11 protein-coding genes are annotated in these 12,275 nt (G+C 27.9%); 5 read left to right on the top strand and 6 right to left on the bottom strand.

The window, feature by feature from the left end; genetic code table 11:
• Positions 1 to 43: 43 nt before the first annotated feature.
• From J2127_RS06490 to J2127_RS06480, 3 genes are all read right to left on the bottom strand, one after another.
• A complete protein-coding gene (locus J2127_RS06490; RefSeq protein WP_209732755.1) occupies positions 44 to 1,648 on the bottom strand; it encodes a (R)-citramalate synthase in 1,605 nt (534 codons plus the stop codon).
• A 74-nt stretch (positions 1,649 to 1,722) separates the two neighbouring features.
• Positions 1,723 to 3,417, bottom strand: coding sequence for a carbamoyltransferase C-terminal domain-containing protein (locus J2127_RS06485; protein WP_209732754.1), 1,695 nt, complete (start codon positions 3,415 to 3,417; stop codon positions 1,723 to 1,725).
• A 264-nt stretch (positions 3,418 to 3,681) separates the two neighbouring features.
• Positions 3,682 to 5,106 carry an aspartate kinase gene (locus J2127_RS06480; protein WP_209732753.1) on the bottom strand — a complete coding sequence of 475 codons (1,425 nt, stop codon included), beginning with the start codon at positions 5,104 to 5,106 and terminating at the stop codon, positions 3,682 to 3,684.
• Between the two features lie 437 nt (positions 5,107 to 5,543).
• On the opposite strand from J2127_RS06480, the gene J2127_RS06475 reads away from it, so the two are divergent.
• The 3 genes from J2127_RS06475 (at position 5,544) to J2127_RS06465 (ending at position 7,277) form a co-directional block, all read left to right on the top strand.
• Positions 5,544 to 5,825: a cation:proton antiporter gene (locus J2127_RS06475; protein ID WP_209732752.1), complete on the top strand. Its 282-nt coding sequence runs from the start codon at positions 5,544 to 5,546 to the stop codon at positions 5,823 to 5,825.
• 136 nt (positions 5,826 to 5,961) lie between these two features.
• A complete protein-coding gene (locus tag J2127_RS06470) occupies positions 5,962 to 6,219 on the top strand; it encodes a DUF4040 domain-containing protein (RefSeq protein WP_209590581.1) in 258 nt (85 codons plus the stop codon).
• Positions 6,220 to 6,929: 710 nt separating this feature from the next.
• A complete protein-coding gene (locus J2127_RS06465; protein ID WP_209732751.1) occupies positions 6,930 to 7,277 on the top strand; it encodes a winged helix-turn-helix domain-containing protein in 348 nt (115 codons plus the stop codon).
• 306 nt (positions 7,278 to 7,583) lie between these two features.
• On the opposite strand, the gene J2127_RS06460 is transcribed toward J2127_RS06465, so the two are convergent.
• Complete coding sequence (locus J2127_RS06460; RefSeq protein ID WP_209732750.1) at positions 7,584 to 7,883, bottom strand: histone family protein; 300 nt, start codon at positions 7,881 to 7,883, stop codon at positions 7,584 to 7,586.
• A gap of 485 nt (positions 7,884 to 8,368) precedes the next feature.
• Here J2127_RS06460 and J2127_RS06455 point away from each other — a divergent pair, with 485 nt between their 5' ends.
• Both J2127_RS06455 and J2127_RS06450 read left to right on the top strand, forming a co-directional pair.
• Positions 8,369 to 8,875, top strand: coding sequence for a hypothetical protein (locus J2127_RS06455; RefSeq protein ID WP_209732749.1), 507 nt, complete (start codon positions 8,369 to 8,371; stop codon positions 8,873 to 8,875).
• A gap of 224 nt (positions 8,876 to 9,099) precedes the next feature.
• Positions 9,100 to 10,155: a hypothetical protein gene (locus tag J2127_RS06450; protein WP_209732748.1), complete on the top strand. Its 1,056-nt coding sequence runs from the start codon at positions 9,100 to 9,102 to the stop codon at positions 10,153 to 10,155.
• Between the two features lie 155 nt (positions 10,156 to 10,310).
• On the opposite strand, the gene fdhD is transcribed toward J2127_RS06450, so the two are convergent.
• Both fdhD and J2127_RS06440 read right to left on the bottom strand, forming a co-directional pair.
• Complete coding sequence (gene fdhD, locus J2127_RS06445; RefSeq protein ID WP_209732747.1) at positions 10,311 to 11,165, bottom strand: formate dehydrogenase accessory sulfurtransferase FdhD; 855 nt, start codon at positions 11,163 to 11,165, stop codon at positions 10,311 to 10,313.
• Between the two features lie 322 nt (positions 11,166 to 11,487).
• Positions 11,488 to 12,174, bottom strand: a complete 687-nt coding sequence (locus J2127_RS06440; protein WP_209732746.1) for a fibrillarin-like rRNA/tRNA 2'-O-methyltransferase — start codon at positions 12,172 to 12,174, stop codon at positions 11,488 to 11,490.
• Positions 12,175 to 12,275 lie beyond the last annotated feature (101 nt).

Below are 12,275 nucleotides of genomic sequence, written 5' to 3'. Positions count from 1 at the left end.
AAATAGTAATAAAATAATAAAATAATAATAAAATAATAATAGATTAAAGTAATAAATTAATTCCATCCATAAGTGCTTCAACAGAAGCTTCAATAATATCAGAATGGGCTTTTTTAACTTCTACTACTTCGTTTCCACGTCTTAAGTTAACAATTACTTCAATAAGTGCATCCGTACCGCTACTAACTGCTTTAACAGTATAACCCTCAAGTTCAATGTCTGCTACACCAGTTAACGCCTTACGAACAGCATTAATTGCAGCATCGACAGGACCGACCCCATAAGCAGCTTCCCTAATATTATCAAGTTTTATATCCTTTGATATCTTTCTATCGTCGCCCCTTTTACGAATATTTGTCGAATCTTCTAAATCAAACGAATTGGATAAATCAGATAACTCGAAAGAGTCAATTCCTCCAGGATTATAATCCTCTGCAAATTTTAAGTTAATGGAAGCAAGTGGGGTAACTTTATTACCAGATATAACGGTTAACTCATCCAAATAAACTTTTTTAGCAATATTTACTCCTTTAATTTCGCTGATTATAGTTTTTAAATCTATATCGGATATATACTTCCCCAAATCACCGTAAGCTTTTACTTTATCATACACCTGGTTAAATTCTTTATTATTTAAGCCTATATTCATTAAACTAAGCTTATATTTTAAAGCAGACTTTCCACTGTGTTTTCCAAGAATTATTTTTCTATTATTGCCTACTTCTTCAGGTAATATCGGTTCGTAAGTACTTGTATTTTTAATTAATCCGTCAACGTGTATGCCTGCTTCATGGGAGAACGCATTTTCACCAACTATAGATTTATTGGCTGGAATTGGCACTTTTACCAGTTTGGATATTAAACGAGATGTTTTAGATAATTGACTATGAACAATATCAGATTTTATGTCATATAACTTATCGAGTGTCATAACAACTTCATCAATGGGTGCGTTTCCGGCACGCTCACCAAGTCCGTTAACCGTTACATGGCACTCTTTTGCACCTGCGTTTATTCCTGCCACAGTATTGGCCGTAGCCATACCGAAATCATTGTGACAATGTATGGATAAAGGTGTTTTGATATTCTCAACAATTTTTTTAACCAACAAACTTGATTTATCAGGAGTTAAGATACCCACAGTATCGCAAATACATGCCCTATCTATATTATATTCTTCCGCATTTTTGAACAATTCAATCAAAAATTCAGGATCACTTCTAGTAGCATCTTCTGCAGAAAGTTCCACAACTAAACCGTGTTCTTTGGCGTATTCTATGGATTTCAAAGCTGATTCAACTATTTCTTCTTTAGATTTCTTCATTTTGTATTTCATATGAATTTCAGAAGTAGGGATTACAATATGAACGCTATCAACGTTACATTCTAGGGCTTTATCGATATCTAAGGGTAAAGACCTAACAAATGAACATATTTCAGCGTTTAACTTTTGATTTACAATTTGCTTTATTGCTTCTCTCTCGCCTTTTGAAGTTATTGGACTACCTGCTTCAATAATATTAACGCCTAATTTGTCAAGTTCCATTGCTATTTCTAATTTATTACTCGGTGTTATCGATATAGATGGTGTTTGTTCGCCATCTCTTAAAGTAGTATCGAATACAACCACTTTTTTTGAATTTTTCATAATATCCCTACTTTTAAATCCCTTAATATATGTTATATTTTATTAAAATTATTTATTAAAATTATTTTATAAATTTATACGTTTACCTTTTCAATTAATACATTACCCAGTAGCAAAGCATCACCCACAAAAGAGCGAATAGCGTCATCTACGTTACAAACGATAGGTTCACCGTGCAAATTGAAGCTAGTGTTTAGCACTGAATAACAAGATTGAGAATTTAACCCAAAATTATCTCCTAATGACCTGATAATTTCATAATAGGCCGGATTATACTCTTTTTTTAACATTTGAGGTCGGCTAGTGCCATCGTGGTGTATAACTCCACTCATGAGACTATTGGATTCTAATCTGTAACTTTTAAACAAAAATGCCATATGTGGACTATAGAATGGGTTTTTAACATAATCTGAAGCATGTTCCCATAATACAGTTGGTGCATAAGGCATGTGCTCATACCTATTGAGTAATTTATTAATTTTTTGAGCGTTTTCACGGGTTGGCAATGCTATAATGCTTCTATTCCCTAAAGCACGAGGTCCAAATTCCATTCGCCCCCTGCAAATGCAAATTATTTTATTATTTATTAATAAATTAGCAATACTATTTGGAATTTCATTTTCTTCCAAATAGGTAATTTTAAAATCTTTAAAGTTATTTACTAAGGTATTATTTTTAATTTCTAAATCCTCAATATTGGAAATATGAATATCGTTCCCCAAGTATGTAGTCATATTCTTAATATTTTCCGATTTAGATTTAACTGAGGACGCTAATAGACAAGAACCAATACTTAAACCTTCATCAGATGGAAAAGGTGGTACATAAACCGAATTTACACAATCCATATTGTTTATTTCCATATTTAACTTAACATTTTGAGCAACGCCTCCTGAAAGTACAATATCTTCAATTCCAGTTTCTTTTACAAAATTTTCAATCATTAATTTGGTTGTTTCTTCCAATTTTCTCTGAATAATTTTTGAAAGAACTATTTTTTCAGAAATACTGTTGAAATCACAAATAGGATACGATTTGGACATTTTAAATAATTTTTCTAATTCTTTGGTTGATTGATTACCTATAACGCCCAAATAATTTGTAAATGTTTTAGTTTTTGTATGGTATTCGATAATTTTATTTTCAACGTTCGAAAGGGTTTTTTCATAGATTTCATTATATTTGGAATCTAAATCATAACCTGCTAAACCCATAACTTTGCCTTCATCCTCCATGGGTTTAAAACCTAACAATTCAGTGAATGAAGCGTAAATATCGCCCATAGAGTTAATATTATCACTTTGAGCAATGGTATCTATTTTATTGTTTTTTGCAACCGATACCGTAGAGGATAAACCATCGCCTGCACCATCAAGGGTAATAATTAAGTACTCCTTTCCTTTTTTAAAGTCATGATTTAACTTATATAATGAAGCATGACATAAATGATGGTCAAAATATAATAAAGGCTTGTTTTGACTATTTGAAAACTCTTTTAATTTATTTAATCGGTTATTTTTTCTAAATTTTCCACCAATAGTGATTAAATCAATTTCCGGATGTTGATATTGATATCGATTTCCATCATCAGTTTCGGATTTAGAATTTTTAAAAACATTGTTTATTGAATTTTTAGGAAATCCTCGAATGTTTTTTACCCTTGTAATTCTTTCTTCGCTTATAGCATATTCAATTTTACATTTATTACCTTTATCATCGTTAAATAATGATATACTCGAATTATGTCCGTCATTAATCCCTAAAATCATGCTATCGCTTCAAATCATAAGTTTAAATATTTATCTTTATAGATATATTTTTCTATTTTTCCATATTCTAAATATTTTATTATCAAATATTTTTAATACATCACTCATAATTAAAATTATGGGTATAAAATAAATTAAAGGCATGCTAATCATAGATTAAACATAAGTAAAATAATATCAAACTTAATTAAAATCAAATATAAAAAAGAGAATGAAATAGTCTTAAAAAAATTAATAATTGTTGTTTATTTAACATTTATTTTATTAATTTACATCTTCAATAAATGTTTTATGTAATTTTTTCAAGCAATTTTCAAGGTCTTTTTCACCAATTACGAATGATATATTAGTTTCTGATGAACCTTGTGCAATCATTTTAATATTTGCACCACTTTCAGCTACTGCAGTGAATAAATCGCCTGCAATGCCTTTTGAGCCTTTCATATCGGAACCAACTGCTGAAACAACGCAAACTTCTTTATCGAAGCTTACATCTTTTATTAAATGGCAACCGTCGAATTCTTTTTTAAGTTCTCTTACACATTTAATTGCTTCAAGCTCTCCATCATAAATAACAATTGAAATGTTGGTTTCTGATGAACCTTGGGTGATTAAAATCACGTTTGCGTTTGACCTGCCAAGTGCGTTAAATATCCTCGCAGCTGTGCCACTTACGCCTACCATACCGCCACCAAAAATATTAATTAAAATAACATCTTTAATGGTTGTTATAGCTTTAATAGGTCTGTCACTTGGTTCAATATCGCCGTTGATAAGTGTACCTTCGTTTTCAGGTTCGAATGTATTTTTAATTTTTAAAGGAATTCCTTTTTCCATAACAGGTTCAACTGTTCTAGGGTGCAATACTTTAGCACCAAAGTAAGCGAGTTCCATTGCTTCTAAGTATGACATTTTAGGTATTTTTTTAACGTTTTTAACCGTCCTTGGATCTGCTGATAACACACCGCTCACATCGGTCCAAATTTCAACCATGTCAGCTTCAAGTCCTGCACCTACAAGAGCAGCAGAGTAGTCACTACCCCCTCTACCTAGTGTAGTAATTTCCTCTTCTTTAGTACCTGCAATAAATCCGGTAACAACAGGGATAACGCCTAATTCTAATAAAGGTGTAATTGTACCTTTAACTCTTAAATCAGTTACTTTTGCACATCCGAAGTTGTTATCTGTAATAATACCTGCTTCTCTACCTGTAAGACATATTGATTTGTTTTCATTATCTTTTATAGCACCACATAAAATAGGTGCACAGAGTCTTTCTCCAAATGAAAGTATGAAATCTTTTGATTTTGGGGTTAACTCTCCTAAGTAGGTTACTCCCAATAATACTTTTTCCAATTGTTCTAGTGTATTTTCAATTACAATTCTTGTTTCTTCTTGAATTTCCGGATTTTCAATTGCTTCTAAGATTGCCAGATGATGCCTATCCCGTACATCCTGTATGAACGAATTGACTCTCGCAATATCCCTAACATCCAGGGCCTCTTTGGAAATATCTATTAGCGAATTTGTAATTTGAGTCATTGCTGAGGTCACAACGACAATATGGTTATGGTCTTGGTGGTTGTCACCATTACCTCTTTTGAACCTGTCAGATACTATTTTTGCTACATTTTTAATTCTCTTACCGTCGCCTACAGACGTACCGCCAAACTTCATAACCGTAATCATCATAATCACCATATTGTTTTTATTTACTTATGTAGTAATTCTATATATGCGTAAATTATTAATTATATTTATTATATTTAATTATTTGCATATATGTAACTATATTTATGTAACTTTGAGTAAATTTAACAAAATAACATGTCTATTAATTAAAAAATGGTCAAAAAATTTAATAGAAAACATCATAAATATATAATATAACATACGATATTGATTAAATAGAAAATTAAAATAATCATATATTTAAATAAATATAAAATCTATGAAGTATATTGTAATAACATAAATGATATACTGTTGTAATATTGAATATTGCAATATTAAATTATTGTAATATTAAAGTAAATTAAATTAATATCCCTTAATATCCCTTAATATCATATTGATATTATGTATAACATCATAAAATAGCAATAATAAATTAGGTGAAGATTATTATGTTTGATTTTCTGTTAATACGTGACTTTTTACAGAATTTAGTTTTAACATTGGCTTCTTTAGGAATTTTAGTTGCATCTATAAAGCTTTGGACTCAAAGTGATATTAGTAAAAATATAGTTTATGCAAGACTTCACATTGTAGGAATCGTAGATATTTCCTGTATCGTTATATTGTTTATGTTTAACCAACCACTTTTAGCACTTGTTTATTTGATATTATCGCCTTTTTCGGCTCACGCAATTGCAAATGCAAATTATAACGATGAAATTTCAAAATAATTGAAATAAATCTATAATTTATAATAAATAGTCGATAATAAATAACAACCAATAGATAATCAATAAATTTATGTTAGAATGTATCAATGTATCCTTAAATATGTATAAGTAATATAAAATGGTAATTCGTGAAAAAATGGTAAATATAGAAATTATAAATATTTTAGATGTCTTTGTAATGTTTTTAGTATTATTGTCCTATGTTGGTGCATTAATACAAAAAGATTTAATCAAATGCGTCGTTTTGACTGGTTTAGGCGGTTTAGGTTTGGCGTATTTGTTCAGTAGCCTATTAGCTCCTGATGTAGCGGTAACCGAAGCTATATTGGGGGGTGCAGTTTTACCCGCATTCTTTGCATTCACTGTAAAAAGAACTCAAAGAATTGATGAATGACTTATATATTTTCTCTTTTAATATTTATCAATACATTAAACTAAAAACTAAATATACTCGACTACTCAGTCAATATATTTAATTTTAAATAACATGATCTAATTTTCAGCTTATTATATAATTCTCCAAAAATGGGGTAAATTATATTATAGATGAAAGATGAATATATTGTGCATATTTGCAATAACGACGAATAAGTACTTAAATTATATTGAGATAATTAATTTCAATTAATTTTTTGATTAATTTAGTACCTCTAGGTTCGTAATTAGTCAAATATATTTAAATAATACGTTCGTTAAAAGTAATAAAATCTATAATTTGTCCTATTATCGCAGTAAATTTAAACAGATTAGTATTAATATGTATTATAATAAATCTTATACTGTGGTATCACATATAGATAATTATTAATAAAACTTTATCTTAAAAAAATAAAAAGAAAAAAATCCCCCTAAGGGGAGTATATCAATCTCACGTAATGAGTGTAAGTTTACACTCGAGAATAATATATCAATTTTTGATATATATACATTTGTACTATGTACATATTAAATTGTTTAGGGTGGTAACTAATTATAGCATATGTCGTATATAATTCATATAGCATATGCTTATGAGTGTATTTCCATTTAATCAATTTGGGTGTACTGTTTAGTTGTATATATATTCTTACATTCGGGAGAGAACATTTAAAGAAGTTGGTATGTATGATTAAACTATTGGCAAGAAAGAATGTAAGGAAAATACTCGATATCTTAGAACAAGAAAGAGAATTGTATTTCAGAGAAATATCAAAAAATACTGGCATAAATACGGGTAATTTATCCGAAGATTTGAATAAACTATACTATAAAGGTTTAGTTTCTAAAAGGTCTGAGGATATTGAAAAAAATTTACCCAAAGTTTATTACAGTATAACAGATTTGGGAAAAGATGCGTTGAGTATTTACCAAGATGTTGATTTATTAGAACAAAAATGTGTTGAATGTGGACAATTAGAGTTAAATGATGATTCTAATGACACATTTAATGGAGTGATTAACTCAAGAAAATAATCTAATAAATATATTAAACAATGTTGAAATATATTAAAAACATATTAAATTAATACAAAATAAAATTAGAATAAACTTAAACAAATGATTGAAAGTGATATAATAGAATAATATTGTTTTAATATAAGGGATACAATATAAAATTATTAAACTATATAATTTTATATTATATGCTTTAAAAATTAATTTATTATTTGTTAATTTATTATTAACATGCAATTAATCAATTTATTAATATTATTTATTTTAATTTTGGGTATTTTACTTTTTTAACCACAATTTAGTCCATATTTATGTTTCATCCACTTAGTATCTCTCTAATTCTGAAGCAATAACGTGTAATATCTCGTTAGCCAACATATTAACTTTTTCAGTTCGCTCTGAAACTTGTAATATCTTTTCCTTTAACCTTTCAGCGTCACATTCTTCAATATCTCTCGCTTTAATGGTTTTTCTTTTATCTTTTGCAGCATTCTCTTCGGCAATTTTTGTAGTGGTTACTATCATTTCTTGAAGAATGTCAACTAAAGCAACAACTGATTCTGTAGACACGTACATATCAGTATTATCTTTCATAATTCTTTTAACGGTTCCTTTTGGTATCATACTATTCACCTATTAGTTATCTATAAAATTATAATATCAATAGCTTATTTTACTAAATTTAAACAAGTTTTTATAAGCCAATATTTTTACAATTGTTTATATTAAATATGCCTTTAAATTATTTAAACCTATGTTATTTATGTTATATTTTGGTGAATTACGGATTTATATTTATTTTCTACCCATTACTAATCATATTATTTATTTTATAAATTTTAAAAGTTTTAAAGGTTTTAAATAAGTAATTTGTTTATTTATCATAGATTTAAAGAATAAATAATATATACTTTAAAAGCATATAATCCATATTATCGAATGTTTAAACAAGATTATATTTAATATACTAACTACCTATTAGTGTGCTACATATTCTACTATTATTATACTAAAATTACACTACAAAATAATATTATAAACTATATTATAAACTATATTATAAACTATATTACAAACTATACTACTAAAACGGTGACGGTGATTTTATCATGCCCGGAGTACAAAAATATTATTCCACAAAAGCAGTATGTGAATTTGAAGCATTTTCAAACTTTAAAAGAATACTATCAAATAGTAATTCAACTGAATTTTATAATTTAAAAATTACAAATATTTTAAACCATAAGTATTACCATGTAAAATTCATAACAAAAGCTACTCAAGAGGATTATACGTTTTTGTGCCAACAGTTACAAAATGCCGGCTTAATTATCTTAGATTGCATAGATCTAGTATTTAACGCATATTTACTTAAAATCTCTGGAAATTTACATGATTGTGTAGATATACAAGAAGAATTATTGCAAAATTTATTAGAATATGGTGCAATTCCTTTAAAAACTGAATTAGAATCCGTAGATTTATGTACGGCAGATTTAAAAATATTAACTTCAAGTAAAAACCCACTACATAGTATCTCATTCATGGATTTAATGAGGAGAAAAAGCGATTTAAAATACTCGGTAACTCCAACAAACAGTTCTGAATTTGAATAATACATAATATGATTAAAAATAATAATTATAATACTAAAATTATTATTAAAACTATTATTAAAACTATTATTAATATACTACCAATTTATTATTAACAATTTATTACCAACACATTATCAATCAATCGAATAACTTAATTATTAGAATTAAAGAGTTAATCTTATTAATTAGTTAACGAAATAATAAGTACTAGATTATGGGGCAGTAGTTTAACCCAAAGGTTAATGTTCCCAATAGACTTGGGATACGGTGGTTTAATGATACTTGAAAATATATTTTCAAAAAATAGGAAATTTAGGACCTTGGTTGAAGATGGTCTTATTGCAGAAGCACTAAATCAAGCACGGTTAGATGAGGAGTTACACGGCGAATTATATGCGATGTTAAAGTCAAAAAATCCTAAAATTAGGGCTAATTCATTGCATGTACTCACAAAGGTAGCAATTAAAGAAAAATCTTTTAATTATAATGCCTTAGTCCAGCCTATGAAAAGATTATTGGCAGATCCTGAAAGACACGTTGTACTTACCACATTAATTTGTGTAAAAATATTCTTAAAAAGTTTTTCAGAAGCTTATTCTGAATTTGAATCATCCGTATTGGCACTACATAAAGGTACGATTGATTTAGAGATTCGAGAATACACCAATGAGATAGTTAAAGCATATGGGTCATTTAAAGGACAAAAAGTAGAGAATGGTCACGAAGTTTTACGTGAAAGATTTAAAAAGATAATCGATAAAGAGTCTCAATCCACACTCGTTACAAAGCTAAAGGAAATTTCCGAATATATTCACGATATTAACCCAGAAGCAAGTAACGTGGAAATCAACAAAGAAAAATTAAATCGTATGGTTAATAAAGAGAAAATAATGTCTAAAAAAGTCGATTTAAACATGATAAATGGAGATTTCGATGAAATAAACCCTATGGATTTAATATGTAAGATTTCAAGTATTCAAAATTCTGGAAAGGATGAAGTAGTTAAAAACATGGATCGGTTATTGGAATTATCCTGTTCTAGGAGTACCATAATTCGTAATGCTGCTTTAAACGCAATTTATGAGATTACCAAGAAATATCCTGAAGTAACCTATTCCAATGTTTCATTTTTAGAAAAATATTTGTTACAATATGGTAGTAATAGCGTAATATTTAAACATACAATTCAAGAATTGGCTAATACTTATGATTTGTCAAATTATGCTCTATATAGATTAGTTCAAAAGTCTAAATTAAAAAGTAACTCGAAAAATAATGAGAAAATAAGTTTAAGGTAGAACTAAGAAATAATAATAATAATAATAATAATACTAAAAATAATACTAAAAATAAATAAAACATAAAACATAAAACATAAATTGATATAAAAAATAAGAAATAAGATTAATAAAAAAATAAAAGATAATTCCATATTTTTGGTATTTTATTATTTTTATTCTTCAAAATTTATATATTCTAAACCGCTGTATATCATAAATCGATTAATTCTAGCAAAACCCAATAATATTATTTTTTCTTTATTTGCAAGGTCTATCCCGTGATTCGTAGATGGTGACTTTGTAATAATAACACTACAGCCCGCATTTACGGCTTTTTTTACCATTGCAGTAGGTTGCCTACCACTCGAAACGATTATACAATTTGAGATGTCCAAACCGTTTATTTTCGCATATCCGATAACTTTGTCAATCGCGTTATGTCGTCCAATATCTTCGTAGTATGTAAGTTTATTCCCTTCCATATCAAATAATCCTGCCCAATGCACGCCTCCGGTTAACTCCCAAATGTTAGACATCGTAGGCATTTGTACCATAATCTTCTTAATGGTACTTAATTTTAAATTTAAATCATTTCCTGTTTTAATTTCGTTTAAATCATTACTTTCAGTATATAGTTTTAATTTAATTATTTTTCTATTTTTTAAACCTTCTATTTCATCACTTTCTTCAATTATTTTAATTTCCTTAATTTTTTCATCTTTTTTAAAATTACCTTCACTTATAATATGTCCAACCAATAATTCCTTTAATCCATTTGGCGATGCTAAAACTTTACCTTTATATTCCTCATTTTTATAAAATTCACAAATTTGTTCAACTACTACAATATCTTGCTTGTTTTTTAATCCTTTTTCTTCATCCCAGGAGTAAGCGTCTCTTAACGTTACAGTATCTTTAATATCATTATCTAAATTATTGTACCTATCCATACGACTTATTTTATCCGATTTAGGAATATTTTTACCATTTTTATTCGAATTATTGTCCTTATTATTCGTATTTTTCATATCTATCCCTACATAGTTTTATAATAATCATACGATGACTACATCGAAATTATCCGATTATTTAATTCTAATGGATAATATTATATAATACTAGGTTTAAATAAGATTTGATTAGGATTGTGATGAAAAGAGGGTTATCTGACTTATGATGATTACACCTATACTGAATCCTACTTATTCATATGAAAAATAAGAAATAAAATAAGAAATAAAAAGAAAATACTATTTTAAAATTATTGTACTTAAAACTAATAATAAATCTAATAATAAATCTAATAATAAAACTAAAAATAAAATTAAGTATATTTAATTATAATTTAAGTTATTGTCCATTCCAAATTCCAACAAATAACATGTGGTCTTTTTCAAATGGTTCAATATTTATAGCATCTACGATTTTGAAACCGTTTTGTTCCATGATTTCTTTTTGAGCTTCAAATATTACTCTAGGGTTTTCTGTAACATCGACACTTCTTGCTTTAATTGATATCATACCATATCCGCCTTCTTTCAAAAACCATTTGGCATTTTTTATCAATATTTCAGCTTGGTTTGGTTGTGCAACGTCTTCGAATATAACGTCTACTTTTTCCACGATGTTCGCATATTCATCTGGTTTGTTTGCATCGCCTAAAATAGGGAATAAGTTTTTCCTACCTTCACAGCTTTCAATGAACTCTCTCATAATTCTTGGTGCAAACTCAACAGCGTAAACTGGAGAATCTTCAGCAATATCTGCAACGTGTGACGGAGTAGTACCTGCAGAAGCTCCCAAGTATAAGACTTTACTGCCTTTTTTAATTGGCATTTCCTTTAATCCGTTAATGATAGATGCTCCCAACTTACTTTTGTTAGGGTTCCATACTCTGTACTCTGTATTTTTAACGTTAACTAATTTTTCGCCGTATACTCTTTTGTTTGGAACTAATGATTTTGTACCAATTCTTTCAATTCCATCGCCTAAATCTAATTCAAATACATTATCGAACTTTTCTTTAACTTTTGCCATATGACCACCGATTAAATCATTTAAAAATTAATAAAATTATTTGTATTTATTAATTTAATATTTTTTAGCTTTTCTTTAACGTTTAAGTTTTATTTTTATTA

Origin of the sequence: Methanococcus voltae, from assembly GCF_017875395.1 — an archaeon.
In the GTDB taxonomy this organism is placed as follows: domain Archaea; phylum AGJL01; class Methanococci; order Methanococcales; family Methanococcaceae; genus Methanococcus; species Methanococcus voltae_C.
The sequence above is the reverse complement of the archived record's forward strand: the minus strand, read 5'-3'. Positions and strand labels throughout refer to the sequence as shown.

What these genes read in the sequence shown, in the direction of transcription:
- J2127_RS06460 (WP_209732750.1), bottom strand. Translation starts at nt 7,883, where the DNA reads ATGATACCAAAAGGAACCGTTAAAAGAATTATGAAAGATAATACTGAT.
- J2127_RS06465 (WP_209732751.1), top strand. Translation starts at nt 6,930, where the DNA reads ATGATTAAACTATTGGCAAGAAAGAATGTAAGGAAAATACTCGATATC.
- J2127_RS06475 (WP_209732752.1), top strand. Translation starts at nt 5,544, where the DNA reads ATGTTTGATTTTCTGTTAATACGTGACTTTTTACAGAATTTAGTTTTA.
- J2127_RS06490 (WP_209732755.1), bottom strand. Translation starts at nt 1,648, where the DNA reads ATGAAAAATTCAAAAAAAGTGGTTGTATTCGATACTACTTTAAGAGAT.
- J2127_RS06480 (WP_209732753.1), bottom strand. Translation starts at nt 5,106, where the DNA reads ATGATTACGGTTATGAAGTTTGGCGGTACGTCTGTAGGCGACGGTAAG.
- J2127_RS06455 (WP_209732749.1), top strand. Translation starts at nt 8,369, where the DNA reads ATGCCCGGAGTACAAAAATATTATTCCACAAAAGCAGTATGTGAATTT.
- fdhD (WP_209732747.1), bottom strand. Translation starts at nt 11,165, where the DNA reads ATGAAAAATACGAATAATAAGGACAATAATTCGAATAAAAATGGTAAA.
- J2127_RS06470 (WP_209590581.1), top strand. Translation starts at nt 5,962, where the DNA reads ATGGTAAATATAGAAATTATAAATATTTTAGATGTCTTTGTAATGTTT.
- J2127_RS06485 (WP_209732754.1), bottom strand. Translation starts at nt 3,417, where the DNA reads ATGATTTTAGGGATTAATGACGGACATAATTCGAGTATATCATTATTT.
- J2127_RS06440 (WP_209732746.1), bottom strand. Translation starts at nt 12,174, where the DNA reads ATGGCAAAAGTTAAAGAAAAGTTCGATAATGTATTTGAATTAGATTTA.
- J2127_RS06450 (WP_209732748.1), top strand. Translation starts at nt 9,100, where the DNA reads ATGTTCCCAATAGACTTGGGATACGGTGGTTTAATGATACTTGAAAAT.